Below are 25,679 nucleotides of genomic sequence, written 5' to 3'. Positions count from 1 at the left end.
CCCTGGCATTCGGCTGCGCCGGTTTCATGCATCGCGGGTCACGCGTTCGGGTAGTGGACCACTGACTAGAAACCGTGGCCAAAAAGACCCACGTCAGCGAAACCCCCGCCACCCAGCTGCTGCGGGCGAACGGCATCGCCTTCACCGAGCATCCCTACGAGTACCTCGAGCACGGCGGCGCCCAGCACAGCGCCGAGGTGCTCGGGCTCGACCCCTTCACCGTGGTCAAGACCCTCGTGATGCAGGACCAGGACGCCAGGCCGCTGCTCGTGCTGATGCACGGCAACCGCACGGTGTCGACCAAGAACCTGGCGCGGCAGATCGGCGCCAAGTCGGTCGAGCCCTGCAAGCCCGAAGTCGCGAACCGGCACAGCGGCTACCTGATCGGGGGCACTTCGCCCTTCGGCACGCGGCGCGCGATGCCGGTCTACATCGAGTCGACGATCCTCGAACTGCCGCGCATCGCGATCAACGGCGGGCGCCGCGGCTACCTCGTGGGCATCGATCCGCAGGTGTGCCTCGGCCTGCTCGGCGCCAAGCCGGTGCAGTGCGCGCTGGCAGAATAGCCGGTTGCCTCGACCGGAGGCGTCCGGAGACACCGTGAGTTCCTATTTCCCCTCGTTGATCGCGATCGTCCTGTCCTACCTGCTGGGATCGCTGTCCTTCGCCGTGATCGTCAGCAAGACGCTCGGCATGGCCGACCCGCGCAGCTACGGCAGCAAGAACCCGGGCGCCACCAACGTGCTGCGCTCGGGCAACAAGGGCGCCGCGCTCACGACGCTGCTGCTCGACGCGCTCAAGGGCTGGCTGCCGGTGTTCCTGATCCAGCAATTCGGGGCCGCCTGGGACATGGGCCCCGGCACCGCGGCGGTGGCCGGGCTGGCTGCTTTCCTCGGGCACCTCTACCCGGTGTTCTTCGGTTTCCAGGGCGGCAAGGGCGTGGCGACCGCGGCCGGCGCGCTGTTCGGCATCAGCCCGCTGCTGGGCCTGGCGACCGGCGCCACCTGGCTGATCATCGCGGTCTTCTTTCGCTATTCGTCGCTGGCCTCCATCGTGGCGGCGTTCTTCGCGCCGGCCTACTATCTGATCGGCGGCCAGATCGCCTGGCCACTCGATCTCGTGGTGCTGCTGGCGCTGGTGTCGATCAGCCTGTTGCTGGTCTGGCGTCATCGCGAGAACATCCGCCGGCTTGCCGCCGGCACCGAGTCCAGGCTCGGATCCAAAAAATAGGAAACAACCCATGGCCACCATCCAGCGCTTTCATGTCGGTCCCCGCCTCAGCGAGACCGCGGTCCACAACGGCACGATCTACCTCGCGGGCCAGGTGCCCGACGACCTGTCGCAGGACATCCGCGGCCAGACCGCGCAAGTGCTGGCGATGGTCGACCGTCTGCTGGCCGAGGCCGGCAGCGACAAGTCGCGCATCCTGATGACGCAGATCTTCCTCTCCGACATCACGGACATCGCCGCGATGAACGAGGTGTGGGACGCCTGGATCCCGGCCGGCAACACGCCGCCGCGCGCGACCGTGCAGGCCGCGATGGCCAAGCAGGGCTACAAGATCGAGATCGTAGTCACGGCCGCTGGCTGAGCTCGCCTCCAGGTTGCCCGACACTTCGTGTCCGGGCGCCCACCTCCTGCCGGGGGCGCAGTCAGCGGCCCGGCGAAGCCGGTTCCGCGACTGCCCACGAACAGGCGGGCGCTGCGCGCGGCGCCTCTCATCTATCGGCCGGCGCAGCCAGGCCCGTTGGTGAAACACCGCGAAACCGGCTTCGCCGGTCCGCTGGTGTTGCCCCCGGTAGGGGGTGGGCGGGCTACACGAAGTGAGCCCAACCTGGGGGCGAGCTAGAACCGTTTTTCCAGGACCATCTGGTCGGCGTCGCGCCGCATCGAGAAGCGGCTGATGAAGCTGTTGCCCAGCAGGATGTAGGGCATCGGCTGCTCCGAGACGATGGCCTCCACGTCGTAGACCTCGACGTCGCCGACCCGCACCGAGGCGAGCCGCAGGCGATAACCCGGCGCGATGCCGTTGGCGGTGTTCATGCGCACCGGCTGGCCCTTGCTGAAATCGAGTCCGATGCGCTGCGCGTCGGCGGCCGACATCGCGACGGTGGTGGCGCCGGTGTCGAGCATGAAGCTGACCGCGCGGCCATTGATCGCGCCCTGCGCCATGAAATGTCCGCCGCTGCTCACCGGCAGCACGATGCGGGTGCCGCCGCCCCCGGAGCCGCCGTTGCCGCCGATGCTCACCGGCGTGTCCATGCGCAGCGCGACGCGCTTGCCGCCGGCCTCGACCGTGGCCTGTTCGCCCTGCAGCGACACCAGTTTCACGCCCTGGAAGGCCTCGCCGACGGCCAGTGTCTTGGGCGCCCCGCCGTTCACGATCAGGATCGCGCGGCTGCCGATGGTGCCGGTCAGCGTCACCGACTGGGCGTGCGCGAAGGTGCAGGCTACCGCAAACAAACCGGCCGCCACGACGCGGATGCAGTGCGAGGGATACCGCGGAACCGGCTTTGCCGGGCCGCTGGTATCGCCCCCGGCGAGGGGGTGGGCGGCTACACGAAGTGAGCCAACCTGGGGGCGAGCCATCAGTCGCGGAAATTGTTGAAGGAGAGCGGCATGTCGGGCACGTCCTTCTTGATGAGTGCCATGGCCGCCTGCAGGTCGTCGCGCTTGGCGCCGGTGATGCGCACCGCGTCGCCCTGGATCGCGGCCTGCACCTTGAGCTTGCTGTCCTTGATCAGGCGCTGGATCTTCTTCGCGGTCTCGGACTCGATGCCGTTCTTGACCTTGATGACCTGCTTGACCTTGTCGCCGCCGATCTTCTGGACGTCGCCCTTGTCGAGGAAGCGCACGTCGACGCTGCGCTTGGTGAGCTTGCTGCGCAGGATTTCCTCCACCTGCACGAGCTGGAACTCGGCGTCGCCGATCATGGTGATTTCCTTGTCCTTGAGATCGACCGCGGCGGCGGTGCCCTTGAAGTCGAAGCGCGTGCCGATTTCCTTGGCGGTGTTCTCGACCGCATTCTTGACCTCGGGCAAGTTGGGTTCACAAACGGTGTCGAAAGACGGCATGAAGGCTCCGGCAGCAACAAAAAAAGGAATGCGCCGCGCGCAGTGTCGCGCGGCGTGCGAATGAGACAATTCTCCCATGATCGTGGAGCACAACGTACCGCTGCAGCAGCACAACAGCTTTGGCATCGTCGCGCGCGCCCAGCACCTGGTGCGCATCACCGGCGAAGCCGACGTCGCGGCGCTGCTGGCCGACGCGCAATGGCGCGATGCGCCCAAGTTCGTCCTCGGCGGCGGCAGCAACATCGTGCTGACCGGTGACGTCAAGCCGCTGGTGCTCAAGGTGGAAATCAAGGGCTTGCGGCTGGTCGAGGAAAGCTCCAAGGCCTGGATCGTCGAGGCCGGCGCCGGCGAGGTCTGGCACGACACCGTGCGCTGGACGCTCGACCAGGGTTTTCCGGGCCTCGAGAACCTGGCGCTCATCCCCGGCACCGTGGGCGGTTCGCCGGTGCAGAACATCGGCGCCTACGGGGTCGAGCTGCAGGACCGCTTCGAGTCGCTCGATGCCATCGACCTGCAGACCGGCCGCGCCTTCACGCTCGATGCCGCCCAGTGCGCCTTCGGCTACCGCGATTCGGTGTTCAAGCACGTGGCCAGCGGCGACAACGATTTCGGGCTCGCGGGCAGGGCGTTGATCACGCGGGTGCGCTTTCGGCTGCCCAAGCCGTGGAAACCGGTGCTCGGCTACCTCGACCTCGAACGCAAGATGGACGAAACCGGCAATTTCACGCCGAGCGCGATGGACATCTTCGACTGGATCTGCGCCATCCGCCGCGCCAAGCTGCCCGACTGGCGCGTGCTGGGCAACGCCGGCAGCTTCTTCAAGAACCCGACCGTGACGCCGGAGCAGTGCGCCGACATCATTGCCCGCGACCCCAAGATCGTTCACTACCCGATGGCCGACGGCAGCATCAAGCTGGCGGCCGGCTGGCTCATCGATGCCTGCGGCTGGAAAGGCAAGTCGGTGGGCAACGCCGGCGTCTACGAGCGCCAGGCGCTGGTGCTCGTGAACCGGGGCGGCAAGGCCAACCCGGTCACGGGCGGTGAGGTGATGACGCTGGCCAAGGCGATCCAGACCAGCGTCTACGAGCGCTTCGGGATCCGGCTGGAACCAGAGCCGGTCGTGGTCTGATCGCCGGCCGCGCGCAGCGCCGGCCCCCTCGCGAAACACCGCGGAACCGGCTTTGCCGGGCCGCTGGTGTTGCCCCCGGCAGGGGGTGGGCGGGCTACACGCAGTGAGCCCAACCTGGGGGCGAGCTACTTCTCGTCGTTCTTCAGTTGGGGCAGCGACGCGCCCTGGCTGGTCGACAGCAAACCCGTCTGCGTGTAGATCGCCAGCTTGTCGCGCGTGTCGATGATGTCGAGGTTGCGCATGGTCAGCTGGCCGATGCGGTCGAGCGGCGTGAACGCGCCTTCGACCTTTTCCATGCTCAGCCGCTCGGGCTTGTAGGTCAGGTTGGCCGAGGCGGTGTTCAGGATCGAGTAGTCGTTGCCGCGGCGCAGCTCGACCGTGACTTCGCCGGTGATCGCGCGCGCCACCCAGCGTTGCGCGGTCTCGCGCAGCATGATGGCCTGCGGGTCGAACCAGCGGCCTTGATAGAGCAGGCGGCCCAGGCGGCGGCCGCTTTCGCGGTACTGCTCGATCGTGTCCTCGTTGTGGATGCCGGTGATCAGGCGTTCGTAGGCGATGAACAGCAGCGCCAGGCCGGGCGCCTCGTAGATGCCGCGGCTCTTGGCCTCGATGATGCGGTTCTCGATCTGGTCGCTCATGCCCAGGCCGTGGCGGCCGCCGATGCGGTTGGCTTCGAGCAGCAGCTCGACCAGGCTCGGGTACTCGACGCCGTTGAGGGCGACCGGGCGACCGTCCTCGAAGCGCACGGTGACTTCTTCCCGCTTGACTTCGACTTCGTCCTTCCAGAAGGCGACGCCCATGATCGGCTGCACGATCTTCATGCCGCTGTTCAGGTGCTCGAGGTCCTTGGCCTCGTGCGTGGCGCCGAGCATGTTCGAGTCGGTCGAATAGGCCTTCTCGGTCGACATCTTGTAGGCGAAGCCGGCCTTCTGCATGAATTCCGACATCTCGGTGCGGCCGCCGAGTTCGTCGATGAAGGTCTGGTCCAGCCAGGGCTTGTAGATCTTCAGCGCCGGGTTGGTCAGCAGGCCGTAGCGGTAGAAGCGCTCGATGTCGTTGCCCTTGTAGGTGCTGCCGTCGCCCCAGATGTGGACATCGTCCTCCTTCATCGCCGAAACCAGCATGGTGCCGGTGACCGCACGGCCGAGCGGCGTGGTGTTGAAGTAGGTCAGGCCGGCCGTGGTCACGTGGAAGGCGCCGGCCTGCAGCGCGGCCAGGCCTTCGGCGGCCAATTGCGTGCGGCAGTCGATCAGGCGCGCTTTCTCGGCGCCGTAGAGCATCGCCTTGCGCGGGATCTCGTCGTAGTCGGGCTCGTCGGGCTGGCCCAGGTTGGCGGTGTAGGCATAGGGGACGGCGCCCTTGTTGCGCATCCAGTGCAGGGCCGCGCTGGTGTCGAGGCCGCCCGAGAAGGCGATGCCGACCTTCTGGCCGGCGGGAACGTTCTGGAGGATGGTGGAGGACATGCTCGGATTTCCGGTTCAGCCGAAGTGGCAGATGTAGCTGTAGGGCTCGCCGCTGACGCGGATCTGGAAGCTGGAGTTGCCGGGCACGCTGAATTTCTCACCCGCGCCCGAGGCCACCCATTCGCTGCTGCCCGCGAGCAGGTACTCGCAGCGGCCGCCCGCGCCTTCCATGATCTCCGGCGCGCCGGTGTTGAAAGTCAGGGTCGACGGCAGGATCACACCCACCGACTTCTTGCTGCCGTCGGCCAGCGTCAGGTTGTGGCTCACGCATTTGCCGTCGAAATACACATTGGCCTTGGTCGAGACCGTGGCGCTCTGGAGGGATTCGGTAGTGCTCATGGGTAGGAGGGGCTGGCGCGGGTGGCGCTCGGCAGGTTGCGGCGCGCCTTGGCAGGCGCGCCCGTGCCTCAAGTTGCAAAGCCCGTGATTTTAGGCTCGCCGGCCGGCCGCCGGATCGACACCGCGATCAGCGCCAGCGGCCGCCGCCCCAGCCGCGCGAATAGCCGAAGCCCAGCGAGATGCCGATCGGCGGGTAGGCGTAGGCGGGCGCGGGGTAGTAGGCCGGCGCCGGGTAGTACGAGTACGCGGGCTGCACATACACCGGGGCCGGGGCATAGACCTGCGCCGGCGGGGCGTAGACCGTCGGCGGGGGGGCGCCGCGGCCCGACACCACGATGCCCGGTTCGGGCACCACGTTGCTCCAATCCGGCTGCTGCTGCTGCTGCTGCTGCTGCAGTTGCTCCTGCGGGGCATAGGCGGGATTCGCCGCCAGTTGAGACTGCGGTGCCACCGGCGAAGGGGTCGCGATGCCGTAGGCGCCGGCGTCGACCCAGATGCTGGCGCCGGGCGGGGTGTTGACGCGCGTGTTGTATTGGCGGCCCGCGTACTCGTAGGTCACGTTGTAGCGGATGCTGCCGTTCGATTCGGTGACCGGCGAGGTCGAGATCACCCGCGCCTGCACCTGTTCGGCCTGGGCCAGTGTGGCGAATCCGGCCAGGGCGGCCAGCAGGGTCAGGGCGGATACGGTGCGAATGGTTCTTGTGGTCATGTCAAATCTCCTGAAATCCCGGGGCGGGGGGCGCTTCGCGCAAGTTCGTTGGAGGCCCATCGGCGCCCGGGGTTCAATGATTTACAAAGCGTGGCCATTCCACTCGTTGGCGTCGAACCCGGTCGTAACGTCCCGGCCGGCCCCCCAGTTGACCACCGGGCGCTTGATCAGGCTCGGGTTGGCGAGCAGGACGGCGCGGGCCGAAGCCGCATCGACCACCGACTCCCGGGTGGCGTCGTCGAGGCGCCGCCAGGTGGTGCCGCGGCGGTTGACCAGGGCTTCCCAGCCCGGTGCGGCGAGCCAGCGGTCGAGTTCGGTCTCGGGCACGCCGTCCTTCTTGAAATCGTGGAAGCGGTAGGCGACGTTGTGGTCGGCCAGCCAGGCGCGGGCGCGTTTGACAGTGTCGCAGTTGGGGATGCCGTAGAGGGTTGTCATCCGGCGATGATGCCCGCGGCCCCGGTCGGCGACAATTCCGGGCTCCATGAAAACCCTAGAAGACTGGCTGGCACACGCCGAGCACCTGCATCCCAAGAACATCGAACTCGGGCTCGACCGGGTCCGCGCGGTCGCCGTGCGCCTGGGCCTGGCCTTCGACTGCCCGGTCATCACGGTGGCCGGCACCAACGGCAAGGGCTCGACCTGCGCGATGCTCGAGTCGATCCTCACGCACGCGGGCTACCGCACCGCGGTGTTCACGTCGCCCCACCTGGTGCGCTTCGAAGAGCGGCTGCGGCTGTCCGGCGAGGCGGTCGACGGCGCCGTGCTGGCGCCGTTCTTCGAGCAGGTGGAGCAGGGCCGCGGCGACATCGCGCTGACCTACTTCGAATTCACCACGCTGGCGATCCTGCTGTGCATGGCTGCAGCCAGGCCCGACGCCGCGATCCTAGAGGTCGGCCTGGGCGGGCGGCTGGATGCGGTCAACATCGTCGATGCCGACTGCGCCGTCATCACCAGCATCGACCTCGACCACATGGACTTCCTCGGGCCCGACCGCGAGAGCATCGGTTTCGAGAAGGCCGGCGTGATGCGCGCCGGCCGGCCCGCGATCGTCAGCGACCCGGTGCCGCCGCAGAGCGTGGTCGACCATGCCGAAGCGATCGGCGCCGACCTCTGGCGCGTCGGCCGCGACTTCAACGTGATGGGCGATCAGCAGCAATGGGGCTGGAGCGGACGCGGCCGGCGCTACAGCGGGCTGGCCTACCCGGCCCTGCGCGGCGCCAACCAGCTGGTCAACGCAGCCGGGGTGCTGGCGGCGCTCGAATCGCTGCGCCAGCGGCTGCCGACCACCGCCCAGGCGGTGCGCAACGGACTCGCGATGGTCGAGCTGCCCGGGCGTTTCCAGATCGTTCCGGGCGAGCCGGCGCTGGTGCTCGACGTCGCTCACAACCCGCATGCGGTGGCCGCGCTGGCCGAAAACCTCGACGCGATGGGCTTCTATCCGACCACGCACGCCGTCTTTGGCGTGATGGCGGACAAGGACGTGGGGCCGATGTTCGCGCGCATCGGGCCGATGATCGACCGCTGGTACTTCACCGACCTGCCGACCGCGCGCGCCGCCAGGGCCGACGACCTGATCCTGCGCTGGCAGGCGCAGAACAAGCGCAGCGACGTCTCGGCCAGCGTCCACGGCGCGCCCATGGAGGCGCTCCAGGCGGCCATCGATCGCGCGGACCCCGCTGATAGAATCGTCGTCTTCGGATCGTTCTTCACCGTGGGTGGTGTGCTCGAGCACGGAACACCCCGTCTGGGAGCCAGGCACCTGTCTCCCGGCTCCTGAAACAGCCTGATTTCCGGCGCCTTCTTCCCGTTTCAACCGCACGCTGCACCCATCAGGAAAACGAATTTCATGGCGTTCTTCAAGTTCCGCACACGCGGTCCTCAGGGCAACGAAGGGCGAAGCGCCGTCGCCGCCGCGCCGGCGGAGAGCATCGAAGCGATGCGGCGCCGCGCGCGGCACCGGCTGCTTGGCGCCGCCGTCCTGGTGCTGGTCGGCGTGATCGGATTCCCGCTCCTGTTCGACACCCAGCCGCGCCCGATCTCGGTCGACATCCCGATCGAGATCCCTGACCGCACCAAGGCCAAGCCGCTGGCCCTGCCGACGCCCCCGGCGCCGGCCGCCGCCAGCACCGACAAGCCGGTCGCCGCGGCGCCCGCATCTTCGGGCGGCGGCATGATCACCGAGACCGCCGACGGCACCGAGATCCCGCCGGGCAAGCTGGCATCGGCTGCGCCGGTCGCCGAGACCCGCTCCGACCCTGTGCCCGACAAGCCGGCGCCCAAGGCCGACGCCAAGCCCGAAGCCAAGCCCGAAGCCAAGCCGAAGGCCGAAGCCAAGACCGAGCCCAAGCCCAAGCCCGAACCCAAGCCCGAACCCAAGCCCGCCGCGCCGAAGCCGGAGTCGGCCGACGACGCGGCCCGCGCCCGCGCGCTGCTGGAAGGCAAGCCCACCGCCGTGGCCGCCGCTGCCGCCAAGCCCGACGACGACAACGGCCGCTTCGTGGTCCAGGTCGGTGCCTTCGCGGACGCGGACAAGGCCCGGGAAGTGCGCCAGAAACTTGAAAAAGCCGGGCTCAAGACCTACACCTCCGTGGCGAAGACGGCCGATGGCGAGCGCACGCGTGTGCGTGTCGGCCCCTTCGGCTCGCGGGCCGAGGCCGACCGGGCCGCGGGCAAGGTCAAGGGCTTGTCTTTGTCGGCCGCCGTCCTCAGCTTGTAGGCTCGCTGACCGACGTGGCCACGCTCGACTGGATTGCCGTCGCGCTGCTCGTGGTGTCGATGCTGCTGGGCCTGGTGCGCGGACTGGTGTTCGAGGTGATCTCGCTGGCGGGCTGGGTGGTGGCCTTCGTGGCCGCGCAGTGGCTGGCGGAGGACGTCGGCCGCTGGCTGCCCATCGGAGACCCCGAAGCGAGCTGGCGCTATGCGGCCGGTTTCGTGCTGGTGTTCGTGGGCGTGGCCTTCGGCGTCGGCTTGCTGGCGGCGCTCACGCGCAAGCTGGTCGCGGCGATCGGGCTGCGGCCGGTGGACCGGATCCTCGGCGGCATGTTCGGCGTGGCCCGCGGCGCGCTGGCGCTGCTCGCGGTCGCGGTGGTTGTTCATTTGCTGGCGTTGAGCGACAGTGCCTGGTGGCACGAATCGCACAGCGCCATTGTTCTCGATGCGGCATTGCAGGGCCTGAAACCCGCGCTGCCTGAAAAGTTGGCAAGCTACCTGCCCTGAGAGGATCGCTTCATGTGTGGAATCGTCGGCGTTGTCAGTAACGCTCCCGTCAATCAACTGCTCTACGACGCTTTGCTGCTGCTGCAGCACCGCGGCCAGGATGCCGCCGGCATCGTCACGCTGCTGGAGCGCAAGTTCTTCATGCACAAGGCCAAGGGCATGGTGCGCGATGTCTTCCGCACCCGCAACATGCGCGGCCTGCCCGGCAACGTCGGCCTCGGCCAGGTGCGCTACCCGACCGCCGGCAACGCCTACAGCGAGGAAGAGGCGCAGCCTTTCTACGTCAACGCGCCCTTCGGCATCGTGCTGGTGCACAACGGCAACCTCACGAACGCGCATGCGCTCAGGGCCGAGCTGTTCTCCACCGACCACCGCCACACCAACACCGAGAGCGACTCCGAAGTGCTGCTCAACGTGCTGGCGCATGAGCTCGACCGCGCCACCCGCGGCGGCATGCTCAATTCGGCCACCGTGTTCGAGGCGGTGCGCAGCATGCAGCGGCGCCTGCGCGGCTCGTATGCGGTGGTGGCGCTGATCGCCGGCCACGGCTTGCTGGCCTTCCGCGACCCGTACGGCATCCGTCCGCTCGCGATGGGCCGCAACGCCGACGGTACCGTGATGGTGGCCAGCGAATCGGTCGCGCTCGAAGGCTCGGGCCATGTGTTCGAACGCAACATCGCGCCCGGCGAGGCGGTCTTCATCGACCTGCAGGGCCAGGTGCATGCCGAGCAGTGCGCCGACGCTCCGTCGCTCAATCCGTGCATCTTCGAGTTCGTCTACCTGGCGCGGCCCGACTCGGTGCTCGACGGCATCTCGGTCTACCAGGCGCGGCTGAACCTCGGCGAGACGCTGGCCAAGCGGGTGGTCTCGACCGTGCCGCCGAACGAGATCGACGTCATCATTCCGATTCCCGAATCGAGCCGGCCGAGCGCGACGCAACTGGCGCACCTGCTGGGCATCCCCTACCGCGAAGGCTTCGTGAAGAACCGCTACGTCGGCCGCACCTTCATCATGCCGGGTCAGGGCGTGCGCAAGAAGTCGGTGCGCCAGAAGCTCAACGTGATCGCCAGCGAATTCAAGGGCCGCAACGTGCTCCTGGTCGACGACTCGATCGTGCGCGGCACCACCAGCCGCGAGATCGTCCAGATGGCGCGCGACGCCGGCGCCCGCAAGGTGTACCTCGCGAGCGCCGCACCGCCGGTGCGCTACCCGAACGTCTATGGCATCGACATGCCGACCAAGGACGAACTGGTGGCGCACGACCGCACGGTCGAGCAGATCCGCGAAGTCATCGGTTGCGATGCGCTGATCTACCAGGACGTCGACGCGATGAAGCGCGCCATCGGCTCGCTGAACCCCAAGCTCGACGGCTTCGACGCCTCGTGCTTCGACGGCGTGTATGTCACCGGCGACATCGACACCGAGGCCATCACGCGCATGAACGGCAGCCGTCCGCGCATCGAGGAAACGGAGGAAGACTCCTCCCGCCTCGCGCTGCCCAACCTCAGCTGAAAGCGACCGTGACCGACCGATCCCTGCCCCCCGGCCTGCACCGCGACACGCTCGCGGTGCGCACCGCGCTCGAGCGCAGCCAGTACGGCGAGAACTCCGAGGCGCTGTTCCTCACCAGCAGCTTCGTGCAGCCCGATGCCGAGACTTCGGCGCGTCGTTTTGCCGGCACCGAGGAAGGCTTCACCTACACCCGCACCTCGAACCCGACCGTGGCCAGCTTCGAGCACCGCCTGGCTGCGCTCGAAGGCACCGAAGCCGCGATCGGCGCATCGAGCGGCATGGGCGCGATCCTCATGATGTGCATGGGGTTGCTCAAGGCAGGCGACCACGTGGTCTGCTCGCGCTCGGTGTTCGGTTCGACCTTGAACCTGATCGGCCGCGAGTTCGGCAAGTTCGGCGTCGAGACCACCTTCGTCTCGCAGACGGACGTCGCCGAATGGAAGGCCGCGATCCGCCCGAGCACCAAGCTGCTGTTCGCCGAAACGCCGACCAACCCCCTGACCGATGTCTGCGACATCCGCGCGCTGGCCGATCTCGCGCACGGCGCGGGGGCGCTGCTGGCGGTCGACAACTGCTTCTGCTCGCCGGCGCTGCAGCGCCCGGTCGAGTTCGGCGCCGACCTGGTCATTCATTCGGGCACCAAGTACCTCGAAGGCCAGGGCCGCGTGCTGGCCGGGGCGATCTGCGGCTCGGCCAAGCTGGTCAACGAAGTGTTCGCCCCGGTGGTGCGCACTGCGGGCATGGCGCTGTCGCCCTTCAACGCCTGGGTGGTGCTCAAGGGTCTCGAGACGCTGGGCATCCGCATGCAGGCGCACTGCGCCGGCGCGCTGGCGCTGGCGCAATGGCTCGAAGCGCAGCCGGGCGTGGCGCGCGTCTACTATCCCGGGCTGGCTTCGCATCCGCAGCATGAACTGGCCATGCGCCAGCAGTCGGGGCAGGGCGGGGCGGTGGTGTCCTTCGACGTCCGGGCCGACGGCCCCGAGGCCGCGCGCGCCAATGCCTTCCACGTGATCGACAGCACCCGTGTGCTGAGCATCACGGCCAACCTCGGCGACACCAAGACCACCATCACCCATCCGGCCACGACCTCGCACGGGCGCCTGTCCGAAGCGCAGCGGCAGGCGGCCGGCATCGGTCAGGGCCTGATCCGCGTGGCGGTCGGGCTGGACCACATCGACGACATCAAGGCCGACCTCCTGCGAGGTCTCGGTGGCCTGAGTACCCCTGCATGACACAGAAGACCCGCACCCGATTCGCACCGTCCCCGACCGGCTTCATCCACCTCGGCAACATCCGCTCGGCCCTCTATCCATGGGCCTTCGCACGCTCCACGGGCGGCGACTTCATCCTGCGCATCGAGGACACCGACGTCGAGCGCTCGACCCAGGCCGCCGTCGACGTGATCCTCGAAGGCATGGCATGGCTGGGCCTCGACCATGACGAGGGCCCGTTCTACCAGATGCAGCGCATGGACCGCTACAAGGCGGTGCTGGCCGGGATGCAGGCCGCGAACCTCGTCTACCCGTGCTACATGAGCATGGCCGAGCTCGACGCGCTGCGCGAGAAGCAGATGGCCGCGAAGGAAAAGCCGCGCTACGACGGCACCTGGCGGCCCGAGCCCGGCAAGACACTGCCGCCGGTACCCGAAGGCGTGCAGCCGGTGCTGCGCTTTCGCAACCCGCAGGGCGGCGTGGTCGCATGGGACGACAAGGTCAAGGGCCGCATCGAGATCGGCAACGACGAGCTCGACGACCTCGTGATCGCGCGGCCCGACGGCACGCCGACCTACAACTTCTGCGTCGTGGTCGACGACATCGACATGGCGATCACGCACGTGATCCGTGGCGACGACCACGTCAACAACACGCCGCGCCAGATCAACATCTTCCGCGCCCTCGGCAAGGAGCCGCCGGTGTATGCGCACCTGCCCACCGTGCTCAACGAGCAGGGCGAGAAGATGAGCAAGCGCAACGGCGCCAAGCCCGTGACGCAGTTCCGCGACGAAGGCTTCCTGCCCGAGGCGATGGTGAACTACCTCGCACGGCTGGGCTGGAGCCATGGCGACGACGAGATCTTCTCGCGCGCGCAGTTCGTCGAGTGGTTCAACCTCGACCACCTGGGCCGCAGTGCGGCGCAGTTCGACGAGACCAAGCTGCGCTGGGTCAATGCGCAACACCTGAAGGCGATGGCCGACGATGCGCTGGCGCCGCTGGTCGCTGCGCAGTTGCAGACGCGCGGCATCGTGGCCGACGAGCGCTTGCCCGCGATCTGCGGCCTCTTCAAGGACCGCTGCGACACCACCGTCGCGCTGGCGGGATGGGCTGCTGCGTTCTATGCCGATGTGAAGGCGAGCGATGCCGATCGCGCGCAGCATATTTCTGATGCGGTGCGCCCGGCAATCGCCGAACTTGCGGATAAACTATCGGCCGTCGCCTGGGACAAGGCAGCAATCGCATCGGCCATCAAGGAAGTACTGGTTGCGCAAGGTCTCAAGATGCCGGCATTAGCCATGCCGGTGCGAGTGCTCGTGATGGGCACGCCGCAGACGCCCTCTCTCGATTCGGTCCTCGCGCTTTTTTCTCGCGAAACTATTTTGAAGAGATTGAAGGAGGCCTGATTTTCAGGCTATAATTTGAGGCTCGACACCCAGGGGGGTATAGCTCAGCTGGGAGAGCGCTTGCATGGCATGCAAGAGGTCAGCGGTTCGATCCCGCTTACCTCCACCAACATGGTGTCGAGTAGAAGATTTTTGAAGTTGGTTTTGAAGTAACAAGCGCTGATCGCAGCGCGGTTCCTAAGGTTTTGACCCTATCGTCTAGAGGCCTAGGACACCACCCTTTCACGGTGGCTACCGGGGTTCGAATCCCCGTAGGGTCGCCAGTTTCACTGCAAGGTGAAACCGGCACAAGTCGCAGCACTTGGCTCCTTTTGGAGTGAACGTTGTCTACCAGGAGTGGTAGTTCAGTTGGTTAGAATACCGGCCTGTCACGCCGGGGGTCGCGGGTTCGAGTCCCGTCCACTCCGCCAGATAAAACCCCTTGTGAGTCAACGACTTGCAAGGGGTTTCCTCTTTCTGGCCTGCCTAAATAGTCAGCACGCATGCTCGTCAGATTCCAAACTTTGGAATTTGGCTCATCGCGCGGGCTTGGCGACTCGCACCCGGCGACGGTCGTAGATCTGCCGAACCATGCGCTCCGAGGTGTGCATCGTCGCCTCCATCACGTCGCTGTCGCCGCGACCCATCTTGTCGCTCACGCCTTTCGGTCGGCAGTCCTGCAGGCTGAACGGTCGGAACGCTTCCTTCTCCTCTGCGGCCTGCTTCACGCACTCGGCCATCAGTTTCGACAGCGTGGCTTTCCAGCCGCCTTTGGTGTATTTCTGCCCGTTGAGGTTGCCGAACACGTACCAGGCGCCGGCCAGCTTGTGGCGCTTCACGGCCAGAGCGTCGTCGATCGTCGTGCGCAGCTCGGGGCTCCACTCGATCAAGCCGTGCTGCTCGTCCTGGCCCTTCTGCCTTTTGGCGCCCGTCCAGACGATGCCTTCGTCCTTGATCTGGTCCCGGGTGAGCGCGCGCACTTCGACTGATCGGCGCACGCAAAGGTACGCGGTCTTCAGAGCTAGCGCGACGATGAGCCGCGAGCTGCCGAGCTTTCGACCCAACCGCACGGCCAGGTCGATCTCGTAGTCGGTCACGTAGCGGCTGCTCTTCTTGGTTGCCAGCTTCTCGACGCCGTCAAAGGGGTTCACATCGACCACGCCGACTCGGATGCCGTACTCGAGGATGGTGCGCATGAGCGCGATCTCCTTGTTGGCCTTCTCTGGGCGGGGCCGCGGCTCCTTGGTCTTCGGATCGATGGCGCGCTCTGCGGCGTCGAGGTAGGCGTAGGCGTCGGCCTTGATCAGGTCGGCAACCAGCATGATGCCGAACGCCTCCTTCAGCTTGGCTGCCTCGCGGCGGTTTTCCGTCAGTGTCGATTCCGCGCGGCGGCTCTCGCTGGTGAGCTGCTTCGACTCCTGCCACTTGAACCACGCATCGATCAATGCCTCGACGGTGCCCTCGCTAGGCCTGCCGCGGGCAATCTGCCCGGCCTGCGTGATGGCCTTGCTTCGGAGTTCGGCGATCTGAGCGCGGTCGGTGATCGGGCACGAGTAGCGAAAGGCCCACTCGCCCGAGACCGACTTCATGCCGATTGAATAGATGCGCACGCCCCGGCGTTCGTAGACGCGGAAGGGGAGGCCATCTGGCTTGTCTCGGCGGCGAATCATGCTGCTCCCAGCATGAAGTCCAGGCGCGGGCCGCTGCGGCGCTGGCCGGGAATCGGTGCTCCAGTCATCTTGGCATCGAAGTATGCGCGAGCGATCTGAGGGCGCCCCTTGGCGTCGGTCTCATGGATCCAGTTCCGCTTGTCCAGCCAGCGGCGTTGCCCTGACGCCGTCTTCGCGCCGGTGAGAGCGGCGATTTCCTCGCGGGTTAGCAGGACGCTGGCCACTGGCGGGGTGAAGAGGATGGGTTCCTTCATACTGGTGCTTTCAATCGGAGTTTTCATGACGGCGAGGCAAGACAAAACATTTGCGCTCGTGGAGCCGATAGACCTGTTCGCAAAATTGGAATGGGAGTGGGATCAGTTGCGCGCATACGACATCACCAAGGACGCGATGGGAAAACAGTACTGCGCGCTCAACGCCGCGATGACCGCGTGGCACATGACGGACTGGTTTTGCGCTCGCTTGGAGCCGGCGCACTACGCGAAGCTGTCGCGAGAGACAGGCCGCAACATCGACAACCGCGCCGTGTTTAGGAAGTGGGTCCTCGAGAATCGGAACATATCGATTTGCGAGCAGATCGCTGTATCCGCGAAGCACTACAAGATCGATGCTCGGCCGCATGTGATCGCGACGGATCGACGGGTGTTTCCATTGGCCGACGGGCAAAGCACGTATTACCTCATGGTCGAGGACCACAACTCGCTGCAGCCCATAGATACCGTCATCGGATTTGCGCTTGCCTTCTGGCGCGCGGTCTTCCCGATGACCGGCTTGGCAACGGAGGCTGAGGTCGCCTATCCCATCGCCCGGTGAGAGGTCTTGCTTCTGAGCAGTGCTCTTCATTCGGATCTTCTGCCGAAACCAGCGCTCGAATGCCGGACAGCGGTTCGGCCGTCTATTGAAAATGCCGGAAACGGTGAGTGCCCGGCCGATCGCGGTGTTCGTGCTTAAGCTGCGAGTCATAGGACACCTCCAACAGTCAGCGCAACCGCCACATCACGCACCCAGATCGGCTGCGACGACAGCATGAAGGTCTCGCCGCTCCAGGCCAGCAACAGGGTGGTTCCCATCACCCCCGCGATCGCGCATGCCGCGTCGCTCGGCACCGCGTTCCCGATGCGCTCGCGCCAAGCCTGATCGCTCAAGCCGTCCAGTTCGAAGCGTTCCTCGGGGTCGAATAGCGACTGCAGAGCCGCCAGTTCGAGCGTGGTGAACGGGCGGTGCCATGTGCCGTCGAGCGCCCGAATGCGGCACACCACCTTCTCAGCCAGTGCTGGCATGCGCGGATCGGCGACGCTCCACCGGCCGTTGTCGTGGCCTGCGGCCGCGCTGACTGCGCCAGAGGGCTGGCTCCATCGCGTCACGCCGTAGTGGCCGGCCGTCAGGTAGTTGTCGCCCTTGCCGCGCACGATGCCGCTGCGAGGATCTGCCACCGCGAATGCCCCTTGGCCGGTGTCGCTCCGGCCGATGACGGTGCCGGCGGATTCGCCGAAGGCCGTGATGCGGTACTTCCCCTTGCCCAGGAACCCAGTGCCCGCGCGTGGATCCGAGACGGCCTGGCCAGTTCCGTGCGCGCTCGTGACTGCCAGGCTCGAGCCCGTCCACGGCACGATCCTGAATTCGTTCGAATGCTTCGGCGGCCCGTCATGCCGCGGGTCCGCGATGCAGTACGCACCCTGGCCAGGGTTCTGCTGGCCGCCGATGGTGCCGCTCGTGTCTTCCCATCGGCGCACGCCGTAGGCCTGCCCATCGGTCCACTTCGTCGACTGCTTGAAGCGCGGATCCGCAATCGAAAAAGCTCCGTTGTGAGGCCGGCTCGCGCCCGCCACCACGCCGGCAGGCTCCGACCACTCGCGTACGCCCAGCGCGCCGTTGTGCATGGCGGGCACGATCAGGTAGTCGCGCAGGTGCCCGTTCTCGACGGCCAGCTTATTCAAGCTGCGCCAGTCGCTGCCGGCCTCGACGAAGGCCAGGCGCACCCAGGTCTTCCACTGCAGCGCCGGGATGCGATGCATCGGCCCGGCGCGCAGGTCGCCCGGCATCGGCATCTTGCCCAGCACGTCGCCCACGGCGCGCAGCGGCCGCTTCTCGGGCTCGTAGAGGAAGGGCGGCACCTTCTCGATGTGCCGCGCCACCAGCAGGAAGCGCTTGCGACTCTGCGCCAGGCCGCCGATTTCGCCGCAGTCGTGCGTGGTCTCGGCCACCGCGTAGCCGTAGCTGCGCAGCAGGCTCGTGATCTGGTCGAGCAGGTGCCGGCCGCGCGTGGCGATGCGCGGCACGTTCTCGAACAGGATCATTTCGACCGGGTCGTCCTTCCACGCCTCGAGCATCAGCCACACGCCGCGCAGCGTGAGCCGGTTCAGCGCCTGGTACTTGTCGGTCTTGCTCTTGCCCTCCGACAGCAGGCCGCTGAAGCCCTTGCACGGCGCCGACAGGAAGACGATGTGCGGCCGCTCGTGGCCCGCGGCGCGGTGCACGTCGGCCACCGTCGCCTCGACCCAGCCGGCCGGTGGCTTGCGGTCGTGGAAGGCCTCGTACTGGCTGCGATCGAAGAGATCGAGCACGGTGCCCTTGGCGCCGGCCAGGCGGTCGAAATCGCGGATCGCCGCCGCGTCGACGTCGATGCCGCCGATGCAGCGGAATTTCGCCTGCATGTTGCCGACGCGCGGGTTCGCCTTGTTGAAGCCGCGCGCGCCTCCGCCGAGGCCGACGAACGCATGAAAGTGGCGGATCTCGATCGTCGTCATGCCGCACCGCCTTCCAGCCCGCTCACGCACAGCAGCGCCGCCTCCGCCAGCACCGCCAGGCTGCCGTCATTCACGATGTCCGCATCGGCCTTGATGCGGTGGTGCTCCTCGCTGGCGTGCGCCGCGGTCGCGCCCTCGAGCTGCCGCGCCTCCGGCCGGTGGACGCGGACCACCTTCGCGCCCAGGGCGCGCAGCACAGCCTCCTCGATCGGGTCGCGCAGGTCGGTCACGACGATGCGCGTCCAGCCCGCGCCGATGTGCCGCTTGATCCAGCGCGCGACGATGCTGGCGTAGTAGTCGGGGTGGAAGCGGCGCTGGTAGGTCGCCCAGGTCTGCATGACCCAGCGCGCGCTGCGTGGTTCGGTCAAGCTCTCGCCGCAGTCGACGCACCAGTGCAGGAAGCCGGGTACGCCGCACATGCCCGCGGCCAGCGCCGGCAGTGGCAGCTCCTTCGTCGGCCGGTCGACCAGCATGCGCTCGTCGATGCGCCAGGCTTCGCAGATCTCCTCGCGCAGCGCGTCGGCGAACGCCACGCGACGGAAGCCGTGCCGCGGCGCGAGGACGCTGGCGACCGTGTCCTTGCCCACATCGGGATAGCCCGTGAGGGCGATGATCAGCGGGTTGCGCTGGGCGGCCTGGCCGGCGCGGCGCGCCGACGGCATCTGAATGGTTTCCATTTTTTATGCTCCCTGTCGAAAAGTCAGTCGTCGGCGCGCTCGCCGGAGGTGGCGCGTATCCGCGAGAAAAGCCGCAGCGCCGCGGTGTGCGCATCGGCGGCGCCGTCGCCCGGCGCCAGGTCGAGATCCAGGCGCTGCTGCCCCTGGTCGTCCTCGCGCGCGGCGCGGGCCTGCTCGCGCTTCACGCGCGCGAAGGTCTTGCGGATGTCCGTCGCCTCCGAGCGCCGGTACCGGAAGTTCGGATCGCTGCTGCTGACCGACGGCCGCGTGATGCGCGGGCCGCTCACGGCCGCCTCCGCACGCTGATGACGCGCACGCCGCCGAAGCGATCGAAGGCCATGCCCTCGGCCGCGGCGCACGACGCCGCGAGCTGCGTGTACTGATGGAAGACGCCTTCGGCGTCGATGACCTTCACGTGATGGGCATGCATCGTCAGACCTCCTTGGATTCACTGGTGGTGGGAAAAGGGAAGGGCGCCGGCCTGCTGCGCCGCGCGCATGGCGGCCCGCACCTCGGGCGTGAAGCGCGCGGCCAGGCTCTGCGGCGTCACGGCGGTGCGCGCCGGGCGTGCGGTGATCTCGATCTGGCTGCCGTGGGGCATGTGCCGGATCGCTGCGTCGTACTTTTCGAAGTTCGGGACGGGCTTCGGGGGCGGTGGTGGGGGTGGTTCGCCGCTGTCGAGCGTCGTGTCGTGCACTTTTGCCCAAGGCGCGTCGCCCATCAGGAGCGTTCGCAGCGTCTCGCGGCCCAGGCGCGCCGTACAGTTATTGAAACCAGTCCAAGGCCGCGCCAGCGCGGCTCGCTCCTCGGCCGACTGCACGCACGATTCACCGTCGACCACGCGCTTCCAGCCCTGCCGGCGCGACACAAGCCAGCGGCCCGAGGCCAGCTCCACGCCCACCACGGTCTTGCGGTCGATCTCCTCGCCGTAGAGGTTCTTGACGCCCGGCACCACGCGCACGGCCGGCCGCAGCGCCCAGGCGGCGCGCCTGCGGCACATGCCGCCCTGGGCCTGCGCATAGCGGTTCCAGTCGGCCAGCACCGCGCCGCTGCGCTGGCAGGCATGCCAGGCCTTCACGGCCGCGACGTCGCCGAAGTCCAGCCGCAGCTGAGCGCTGTCGATCTGGTCCTTGGTGACCCGGCGCATCTCGCGCCACACCACCACCGGTGGCTGCCCGAAGGGCTGGAACTGGCGGATGCCCCAGGTGCTGGCCCAGGCGTCCACGCGCTGGAAGCCCTTGTATTCGCGCGTATCCACCTCGAGCCCGTCGAGGTGCAGGCCCAGGCCGGCATCGCTGCCGTCTTCGGCGCCGATGTTCTTGGCGACGTACTTCGCCACGTAGCCCGCGGCACCACCGGCTTCCATGCGCTTGAAATCGCAGCGGTTCTTCTGCGCGCCGGGCTCGTCGCCGGCATCGGTCAGCCAGTAGCGGCGCACCGTCGCCTCGACCTGCTGCGCGGCGGCCTCGTCGTGGCACCACAGCAGCACGTGCCAGTGTGGGCAACCGTCGTGGTGCGGCTCCGCCACGCGAAAGCCGTACATCGCCACCTTGCGCCGCTGCAGCGCCGAGCGCGTGCGGGCCCACTTGTCGCACAGCCACTCCTGCCCCTCGCGCGGCGTGGCGCCTTCGTAGCGCGGGTTGGCGCGCGGTCGGGCCGTGGCGCCCTTGCCGCCCGAGTGCACCGCGTGGAAGCGGCTCGGGCAGGTCAGCGTGAGGAAGATGCCGATGTGCCCGCGCGCATCTGCGTATTCCTCGCAGCCGCGAATGCGCGTCATCAGCTCGCCGCGGCGGTTGTCGCGGTTCGACACCGAAGCGGCCGCAAGTTCGGCGAGCGTGTAGACCTGCCCGGCTTCGTTGCGCACCAGCGTGCGCTTGAGCAAGGCCTCGTTGCGCTGCAGCTGCTGGCTGCGGCGCGAACACGCCTCGTCGCTCGCGTAGCCGCCGTTCTTGCGATGCACCACGCCCAGCTTGATCGCCGCATGCTCCACCACCCGCGCCACCTTCTTGCGCAGCGCCGCGCGCCACCAGTGCTCGCTGCAGCCCCGGCTGATGACACCCGCGGGCGTCTTGCCCGACGGCAGGGCAACGTCCACCCGCTCGCACACGCTGCGCAGCACCTCCATGCGCTCGGCCGTGTCCAGCGCCTTCGGCCACAGCGACATCAGTTCCTTGACGTCTTCGGCAATGGCCCTGGCGCGCGTGCAGACCGTGGAGTCGGAGACGGCCCACTGCAGCACATTCCCGTGGCGCTCCTCGAAAGCGCCCATCCGGTCGATCCACGACACATAGCGGCTGTACCCCGCCGGGCCACCGGCTTCGTGCCGCAACAACTCCAGCTGCGGCCGCCATTGCGCCGGCACGCTCTCGACCAGCCGTCTCTCCATGGCACGGGCCACATACCGCTCCAGCGTGTTCCAGGGCAGCCGGGACCTGCGCCCGATCACCGACCAGAACATCTCACCGGGGCGTGCGGCGACCCTCATCACCGGCCCACCAGCGCCGCCAAGGGGCGCACATCGTCTTGCAGGTTGCGAGCTGCGGCTCGGATCTTTGCGCGCTCGCTCTCGGCGATCTCCAGCCACGCCCGCACGGCCAGCTCGCCCAGGTCGCCATCCAGGCCGGCCAGCATCAGCAAGGCCATGCGGTGCTCCGAGCGCAGGCACGCCCACTCTTGCGCCGCGGCGTCGGAGAAGCGGCCGCGCGAGGCGATCGCCACGAACTCATCGCGCAGGGTGCGCAGCTGGTGCATGGCGGCCTGGCGGGCGCGGGAGTTGCCGAAGGGCTGCATTGCGGTCAGGCGGCCTCGGCCACTGGTGCGGCGGTTGCAGTTGTGTCTCGCGGCATGTCCACGCTCACGACGATGCGCAGGCGACTCTTGCCGACGATGACGGTGTCCGTCGCGCCGTGGTGGCGGCGCTCGACTTCCTTCAGGCCCTGGGCCAGCAGCGTGTCCAGCAGGCGCTGCGTCTCCTTCGGCGAGGTGAAGTAGGTCGTGCGGACATAGAGATCCTTTCCGCCCCAGTCCGTGATCTCGTCGATCAAGAGGTGCAGGCCCGCGGCCTTCAATGCCGGCATGTACGCGTCGAGCAGGGCCAGGCGTGCCTTCATCCGCTGGAGCGTGGCCAGCCGGTTGGTGTGGCGTTCGTGCTCCCTCTGCAAGGCGGCCTCGTACAGCGTGGCGGGCGGGGGAGCGGTCTTTCTCTTCATGTCAGGAATCTCCGGGCTGAGTTGGTCCCGCAGTGCCTCCGAACAGGCACCGCTGGGTGGGTGAAGAAAGGGAAGGGGCGCGCGGCCGCGCCGGCCGCTATGAGGGGCCGTCAGGCGCGAACAGATCGCGCGTGCGGGGTGGCGCTTGCCGCGGTTCGTAGTCGACGATCGCGGGCGAGCGCATTTGCGCGGCGACCACGTCGCGCTGCACGTGCGACGAGAGGGGCAGCATCACCGTGGCGGCCGGCGTGGCGGACGGGGACATGGTCAGGTCGGCCTCGGTGGTAGCGCGCCAGGTGTGGCCGCACTCGAGGTTGTTGCAGATCACGTAGTGGCGCGAGACGGTCGCGGAAATGACCTCGGTCGAGCGGATGGTGCCGAGCCATTCGCAGTGGGGGCAGCGCAGTCTCACTGGGCACCCCCTGGCTGGCACGCGACGAGGTAGAGGGCCCGGCGGCGGCCACCGGCCGCGCGGGCCGCGCGGCGCAGGCGGGTCTTCACCAGCCACTCTGCCGCGGCCTCCAGCGTGGGGAAGCCGCGCTGCGCCTGCACGCGCTCGAGCAGCGTGCGGTCGGCGTCGGTGAGGGTGATGGTGTGCTCGGGCATGGCGGCGGCTTTTCGTCAGACGTTTGTCAGCTCTTTGCGGGCTTCATTCACGCCGTTCGGAGGCAGAGACTTCGCTCGTGCGCCATCCCCAACACCTGTTCTGCCTCGCGAACCGCCATGTCGCGCACCAGCGTCGAAAGCTGTTCGCCCTGGTACTCGGCCATGGCTTGAACGAGCTTGTGCTCGTAGTCATCCAGGCGGAGGGTGAGCCGGTTGTCGCGGACACGCTTCGGGTCGGGATAGGTCATGGTGGTCGGAGAGGTGATGGACAGGGAACAGGGGATTTCAGGCGTCGAGGAGGGTGCGGGTGCGCTCGCAGTCGGCCAAGCCGCGCAGCAGCACCAGGCGGCACACGGAGGCCAGGGAGCGCTGTTCCTGCGCGGCAAGCTTTTCGACCGCGGCCCGCTCGGCGGGAAGAAGCCGCAGCGGAATTGGCTTTTTCGTGACCACGCCGTTGGGTGCGCGGCGGGTGGGTTTCGCGGTGGGTTCCATGGGCGGCGGTATCCTTGTTTGAAACGATCAATTGCACGGGTCACGGGCATTTTGGTCGATATTTGTCCTGTTTACATATCTATGGTGGCGACTTGTCGACCTTTGGGAATCGATTACGTGCAGAACGGAAACGTCTGGGTCTGAACCAGACGACTTTGGGCGCTGCCGGTGGCGTATCCAAAGAATCTCAGCTCAACTACGAGAACGACAGCCGTAGTCCCGACGCCAACTACCTGACCGCCATCGCGGCAGCTGGCGTCGATGTGACGTACCTCTTGACCGGCGTGCGTGCCGGCGATGCGCAGTTGAGCCGCGAAGAGCAGGCGCTGCTCGACAACTACAAGCACGCCGACGAGGAAGGGAAAGACGCCGCACGGAGGGTGCTTTCTTCGCTCGCGAAACAGAAGGCCGCGTGAGTGGCTCCGGGCGTGGCTCGGGTGGACGAGTTCGGCGCTGGCCGACGGGAGGCTGCTACAGGTCGCCAAGACGATAGCGAGCGAGGGGAACTGGCTCGACTGAGGTGAAAAGAAGTTAAGCAGGGGGGACGATGCAAGAACATACACTCGGCCCGGCCGTGGCGCTGAGCATTGTGGCCGGGGTGCTCGGCGCCTACATCTGGTCCTGGAGGCAGGTCGCGCGGTACGCCAAAGCACGGTGGGGCCTTCGGTGGCTTGGGCACGCGATGGGGCTGGTGTTTGGTGCGATGCCGGCGGCACTGTTCGCCGGGACCGCCGCTCTTGTCTTGCCGCCTCGCATTGAAGGTGAAGCAGCATGGGTGAGCGTCGTGTTCGTGATTCTTGCCATCGCTGTATTCGTCGCCTTTTGGCAGCTACCTCGACGTGCTGCGGCGTTGCGGAAGGGGCCTGGGCCGATTGAGCATGCTGTCTCGACGGGCAGTGACGAGGCGTCTCGGCAAGCAACCATCGCCAGGCCGCAACCGGCGTGGCAGACGTACAAGAGCGAGGCGTCCGCGCATCTCAAAAACGGGCTGAAGGAGACAACCAAGCCCATGCGAGACGCGGCGAACAAGCGTGCGTCGAGATTGATCGCACCGAGCGAGGGGAGCGTCGCCACGGTTTCGCTGCCGGATGTCTACCGCTTCGGCTATTGCGACGCGGACGGTGTCATCACCACGCGCGAGGTTCGGGTGCGATCGACTGGGCACGCAGGGGGGCGGCGTTATCTGGTGGGCCTATGCATGCAGGCGAGCGCTGAGCGCACGTTTCGCCTCGATCGAGTCATGGGGTCGCTGACCCAAACTTCGAGCGGATTTCGAATCTCGCCGGATGCACTGTTCAAGGCCGCAGGTGAGTCAAAGGCGATCGACACGAGTTCGTCGAGCAGGAATGCAAAACCGTCGGGCAGCAAGAACGCGAAGGCATGGGAAACCGCAGTTTATTTCGCCGGCTTCGGCAGCAAAAGGCGCGACGAGTTGGCAGCGCTGGCGGACGCGGCCGGCTGGCAAGTGCGCAGCACCCTGACCAAGACCGTCGACTACGTGGTCGAAGGTTCGATGGCCGGAATTTCGCAAATGGCAAAGGCCCGGGAACTCGGCATCAGCGTGATTGAAGAGGACACATTCAGGGCGATGGTGTGACTTCCGGCTGCGAATGAAATGCACCCTGTCCTGACCAGGACGTACTCGTCGGAATGGCCAAAGACCGCGGATTCTTCAGTTCCAGCCAACTCGACCATTCCAGAAATCGCTCCAAGCATAGTTGTCGAACCCGATCAAGAACAGATCGATATTGGTAGCAGTACGAGCAACCGCCGCGACGTGCTGCGTGTTCTTGTCGAAGACGGCCGGACCCGGAAGCGGAAACCAATCGCGCAGCCATTGACCCGGACGGGCGGRATCGGGCCAAGCGTTCGACCAGACGTGGCCGTCGTTGCCGATCACGAACAGATCCAGATTGTTGSCAGTACGAGCGACCGCGGCGACACGCTGGGTGTTCTTGTCGAACACGGCCTGGCCTGGCAGGGGRTGCCAATCCGGCAACCATTGCCATTGCCCCGGACGAGCAGGATCGGGCCAAGCGCTTGTCCAAACATGGCCGTCGTTGCCGATCAAGAACAGATCGATGTTGGTAGCAGTACGAGCAACCGCCGCGACGTGCTGCGTGTTCTTGTCGAAGACGGCCGGACCCGGAAGCGGAAACCAATCGCGCAGCCATTGACCCGGACGGGCGGGATCGGGCCAAGCGTTTGACCAAACGTGGCCGTCGTTGCCGATCACGAAC

Annotated in this window: 33 protein-coding genes and 3 tRNA genes; 16 read left to right on the top strand and 20 right to left on the bottom strand. The window is 67.2% G+C overall.

Annotation, left to right across the window (positions count from 1 at the left end):
- Positions 1-74: 74 nt before the first annotated feature.
- The 3 genes from AC1D2O_RS34005 to AC1D2O_RS33995 are packed head-to-tail and all read left to right on the top strand — an operon-like array spanning position 75 to position 1,591.
- Positions 75-566, top strand: coding sequence for an aminoacyl-tRNA deacylase (locus AC1D2O_RS34005; protein WP_478092238.1), 492 nt, complete (start codon positions 75-77; stop codon positions 564-566).
- Positions 567-600: 34 nt separating this feature from the next.
- Positions 601-1,230, top strand: a complete 630-nt coding sequence (plsY, locus tag AC1D2O_RS34000; RefSeq protein ID WP_478089396.1) for a glycerol-3-phosphate 1-O-acyltransferase PlsY — start codon at positions 601-603, stop codon at positions 1,228-1,230.
- 10 nt (positions 1,231-1,240) lie between these two features.
- The gene (locus AC1D2O_RS33995; protein ID WP_478089394.1) at positions 1,241-1,591 is read left to right on the top strand and encodes a RidA family protein; all 351 of its coding nucleotides are present in this window, start codon (positions 1,241-1,243) and stop codon (positions 1,589-1,591) included.
- Between the two features lie 254 nt (positions 1,592-1,845).
- Here the strand turns inward: AC1D2O_RS33995 and AC1D2O_RS33990 are convergent, their stop codons facing one another.
- On the bottom strand, positions 1,846-2,463 hold the full coding sequence (locus AC1D2O_RS33990) for a retropepsin-like aspartic protease family protein (protein WP_478089393.1): 618 nt from the start codon (positions 2,461-2,463) through the stop codon (positions 1,846-1,848).
- A gap of 125 nt (positions 2,464-2,588) precedes the next feature.
- On the bottom strand, positions 2,589-3,074 hold the full coding sequence (locus AC1D2O_RS33985) for a YajQ family cyclic di-GMP-binding protein (protein WP_478089392.1): 486 nt from the start codon (positions 3,072-3,074) through the stop codon (positions 2,589-2,591).
- A 76-nt stretch (positions 3,075-3,150) separates the two neighbouring features.
- Here AC1D2O_RS33985 and murB point away from each other — a divergent pair, with 76 nt between their 5' ends.
- Complete coding sequence (gene murB, locus AC1D2O_RS33980; RefSeq protein ID WP_478089391.1) at positions 3,151-4,203, top strand: UDP-N-acetylmuramate dehydrogenase; 1,053 nt, start codon at positions 3,151-3,153, stop codon at positions 4,201-4,203.
- 125 nt (positions 4,204-4,328) lie between these two features.
- Here the strand turns inward: murB and argG are convergent, their stop codons facing one another.
- The 4 genes from argG to AC1D2O_RS33960 form a co-directional block, all read right to left on the bottom strand.
- The gene (gene argG / locus AC1D2O_RS33975) at positions 4,329-5,666 is read right to left on the bottom strand and encodes an argininosuccinate synthase (RefSeq protein ID WP_478089390.1); all 1,338 of its coding nucleotides are present in this window, start codon (positions 5,664-5,666) and stop codon (positions 4,329-4,331) included.
- A gap of 15 nt (positions 5,667-5,681) precedes the next feature.
- A complete protein-coding gene (ppnP, locus tag AC1D2O_RS33970; protein WP_478089389.1) occupies positions 5,682-6,005 on the bottom strand; it encodes a pyrimidine/purine nucleoside phosphorylase in 324 nt (107 codons plus the stop codon).
- A 127-nt stretch (positions 6,006-6,132) separates the two neighbouring features.
- On the bottom strand, positions 6,133-6,714 hold the full coding sequence (locus AC1D2O_RS33965) for a hypothetical protein (protein WP_478089388.1): 582 nt from the start codon (positions 6,712-6,714) through the stop codon (positions 6,133-6,135).
- An 81-nt stretch (positions 6,715-6,795) separates the two neighbouring features.
- Positions 6,796-7,149: an ArsC family reductase gene (locus tag AC1D2O_RS33960; protein WP_478089387.1), complete on the bottom strand. Its 354-nt coding sequence runs from the start codon at positions 7,147-7,149 to the stop codon at positions 6,796-6,798.
- Between the two features lie 34 nt (positions 7,150-7,183).
- On the opposite strand from AC1D2O_RS33960, the gene folC reads away from it, so the two are divergent.
- From folC to AC1D2O_RS33915, 9 genes are all read left to right on the top strand, one after another.
- Entirely contained in the window at positions 7,184-8,491 is a 1,308-nt protein-coding gene (gene folC, locus AC1D2O_RS33955) for a bifunctional tetrahydrofolate synthase/dihydrofolate synthase (RefSeq protein ID WP_478089395.1), read from the top strand.
- 69 nt (positions 8,492-8,560) lie between these two features.
- Entirely contained in the window at positions 8,561-9,430 is an 870-nt protein-coding gene (locus tag AC1D2O_RS33950; RefSeq protein WP_478089386.1) for an SPOR domain-containing protein, read from the top strand.
- A 14-nt stretch (positions 9,431-9,444) separates the two neighbouring features.
- Entirely contained in the window at positions 9,445-9,930 is a 486-nt protein-coding gene (locus tag AC1D2O_RS33945; protein WP_478089385.1) for a CvpA family protein, read from the top strand.
- 12 nt (positions 9,931-9,942) lie between these two features.
- On the top strand, positions 9,943-11,442 hold the full coding sequence (gene purF / locus AC1D2O_RS33940) for an amidophosphoribosyltransferase (RefSeq protein WP_478089384.1): 1,500 nt from the start codon (positions 9,943-9,945) through the stop codon (positions 11,440-11,442).
- 8 nt (positions 11,443-11,450) lie between these two features.
- A complete protein-coding gene (locus AC1D2O_RS33935) occupies positions 11,451-12,674 on the top strand; it encodes an O-succinylhomoserine sulfhydrylase (protein WP_478089383.1) in 1,224 nt (407 codons plus the stop codon).
- Positions 12,671-14,059, top strand: coding sequence for a glutamate--tRNA ligase (gene gltX, locus AC1D2O_RS33930; protein WP_478089382.1), 1,389 nt, complete (start codon positions 12,671-12,673; stop codon positions 14,057-14,059). The genes AC1D2O_RS33935 and gltX overlap by 4 nt, the downstream gene beginning before the upstream one ends.
- Before the next feature lie 33 nt (positions 14,060-14,092).
- Positions 14,093-14,168 (top strand) — tRNA-Ala (locus AC1D2O_RS33925).
- Positions 14,169-14,246: 78 nt separating this feature from the next.
- A tRNA-Glu gene (locus AC1D2O_RS33920) sits at positions 14,247-14,322 on the top strand.
- Between the two features lie 70 nt (positions 14,323-14,392).
- Positions 14,393-14,469 (top strand) — tRNA-Asp (locus AC1D2O_RS33915).
- Between the two features lie 105 nt (positions 14,470-14,574).
- Here the strand turns inward: AC1D2O_RS33915 and AC1D2O_RS33910 are convergent.
- Together AC1D2O_RS33910 and AC1D2O_RS33905 are read right to left on the bottom strand one after the other, a co-directional pair.
- Entirely contained in the window at positions 14,575-15,648 is a 1,074-nt protein-coding gene (locus AC1D2O_RS33910) for a hypothetical protein (RefSeq protein WP_478158632.1), read from the bottom strand.
- A 56-nt stretch (positions 15,649-15,704) separates the two neighbouring features.
- Positions 15,705-15,989, bottom strand: a complete 285-nt coding sequence (locus AC1D2O_RS33905) for a DUF4224 domain-containing protein (RefSeq protein WP_478158631.1) — start codon at positions 15,987-15,989, stop codon at positions 15,705-15,707.
- Between AC1D2O_RS33905 and AC1D2O_RS33900 the strand changes: the two genes are divergently transcribed.
- Complete coding sequence (locus tag AC1D2O_RS33900; RefSeq protein WP_478158630.1) at positions 15,988-16,521, top strand: hypothetical protein; 534 nt, start codon at positions 15,988-15,990, stop codon at positions 16,519-16,521. The two genes, AC1D2O_RS33905 and AC1D2O_RS33900, sit on opposite strands and share 2 nt — an antisense overlap.
- Before the next feature lie 146 nt (positions 16,522-16,667).
- Here the strand turns inward: AC1D2O_RS33900 and AC1D2O_RS33895 are convergent, their stop codons facing one another.
- The 11 genes from AC1D2O_RS33895 to AC1D2O_RS33845 form a co-directional block, all read right to left on the bottom strand.
- Positions 16,668-18,455: a DNA cytosine methyltransferase gene (locus AC1D2O_RS33895; protein WP_478091145.1), complete on the bottom strand. Its 1,788-nt coding sequence runs from the start codon at positions 18,453-18,455 to the stop codon at positions 16,668-16,670.
- Positions 18,452-19,132 carry a deoxynucleotide monophosphate kinase family protein gene (locus tag AC1D2O_RS33890; RefSeq protein ID WP_478158629.1) on the bottom strand — a complete coding sequence of 227 codons (681 nt, stop codon included), beginning with the start codon at positions 19,130-19,132 and terminating at the stop codon, positions 18,452-18,454. The genes AC1D2O_RS33895 and AC1D2O_RS33890 overlap by 4 nt, the downstream gene beginning before the upstream one ends.
- 23 nt (positions 19,133-19,155) lie before the next feature.
- On the bottom strand, positions 19,156-19,419 hold the full coding sequence (locus tag AC1D2O_RS33885) for a hypothetical protein (RefSeq protein ID WP_478091141.1): 264 nt from the start codon (positions 19,417-19,419) through the stop codon (positions 19,156-19,158).
- Complete coding sequence (locus tag AC1D2O_RS33880) at positions 19,416-19,562, bottom strand: hypothetical protein (RefSeq protein ID WP_478091140.1); 147 nt, start codon at positions 19,560-19,562, stop codon at positions 19,416-19,418. The genes AC1D2O_RS33885 and AC1D2O_RS33880 overlap by 4 nt, the downstream gene beginning before the upstream one ends.
- Before the next feature lie 18 nt (positions 19,563-19,580).
- A complete protein-coding gene (locus AC1D2O_RS33875; RefSeq protein ID WP_478091138.1) occupies positions 19,581-21,617 on the bottom strand; it encodes a replication endonuclease in 2,037 nt (678 codons plus the stop codon).
- Positions 21,617-21,922: a hypothetical protein gene (locus AC1D2O_RS33870; RefSeq protein ID WP_478158628.1), complete on the bottom strand. Its 306-nt coding sequence runs from the start codon at positions 21,920-21,922 to the stop codon at positions 21,617-21,619. Before AC1D2O_RS33870 ends, AC1D2O_RS33875 begins: the two co-directional genes overlap by 1 nt.
- A 5-nt stretch (positions 21,923-21,927) precedes the next feature.
- The gene (locus AC1D2O_RS33865) at positions 21,928-22,341 is read right to left on the bottom strand and encodes a hypothetical protein (RefSeq protein WP_478091135.1); all 414 of its coding nucleotides are present in this window, start codon (positions 22,339-22,341) and stop codon (positions 21,928-21,930) included.
- Between the two features lie 97 nt (positions 22,342-22,438).
- Positions 22,439-22,753 carry an ogr/Delta-like zinc finger family protein gene (locus AC1D2O_RS33860; RefSeq protein ID WP_478158627.1) on the bottom strand — a complete coding sequence of 105 codons (315 nt, stop codon included), beginning with the start codon at positions 22,751-22,753 and terminating at the stop codon, positions 22,439-22,441.
- The gene (locus AC1D2O_RS33855) at positions 22,750-22,947 is read right to left on the bottom strand and encodes a hypothetical protein (protein ID WP_478091131.1); all 198 of its coding nucleotides are present in this window, start codon (positions 22,945-22,947) and stop codon (positions 22,750-22,752) included. The genes AC1D2O_RS33860 and AC1D2O_RS33855 overlap by 4 nt, the downstream gene beginning before the upstream one ends.
- A gap of 47 nt (positions 22,948-22,994) precedes the next feature.
- Entirely contained in the window at positions 22,995-23,195 is a 201-nt protein-coding gene (locus AC1D2O_RS33850) for a type II toxin -antitoxin system TacA 1-like antitoxin (RefSeq protein ID WP_478091129.1), read from the bottom strand.
- Between the two features lie 37 nt (positions 23,196-23,232).
- On the bottom strand, positions 23,233-23,439 hold the full coding sequence (locus AC1D2O_RS33845) for a hypothetical protein (RefSeq protein WP_478091127.1): 207 nt from the start codon (positions 23,437-23,439) through the stop codon (positions 23,233-23,235).
- A gap of 14 nt (positions 23,440-23,453) precedes the next feature.
- Between AC1D2O_RS33845 and AC1D2O_RS33840 the strand changes: the two genes are divergently transcribed.
- Both AC1D2O_RS33840 and AC1D2O_RS33835 read left to right on the top strand, forming a co-directional pair.
- Positions 23,454-23,855 carry a helix-turn-helix domain-containing protein gene (locus tag AC1D2O_RS33840; protein WP_478091125.1) on the top strand — a complete coding sequence of 134 codons (402 nt, stop codon included), beginning with the start codon at positions 23,454-23,456 and terminating at the stop codon, positions 23,853-23,855.
- A gap of 131 nt (positions 23,856-23,986) precedes the next feature.
- Positions 23,987-25,036, top strand: a complete 1,050-nt coding sequence (locus tag AC1D2O_RS33835; protein WP_478091123.1) for a BRCT domain-containing protein — start codon at positions 23,987-23,989, stop codon at positions 25,034-25,036.
- A 75-nt stretch (positions 25,037-25,111) separates the two neighbouring features.
- On the opposite strand, the gene AC1D2O_RS33830 is transcribed toward AC1D2O_RS33835, so the two are convergent.
- On the bottom strand, positions 25,112-25,679 hold a 568-nt coding region (locus AC1D2O_RS33830), incomplete at its 5' end, for a PLL family lectin (protein WP_478158626.1).

Source organism: Variovorax sp. P1_G12 (assembly GCF_056405555.1).
Note: the sequence above shows the minus strand (reverse complement) of the source record. Positions and strands in the feature narration are given on the sequence as shown.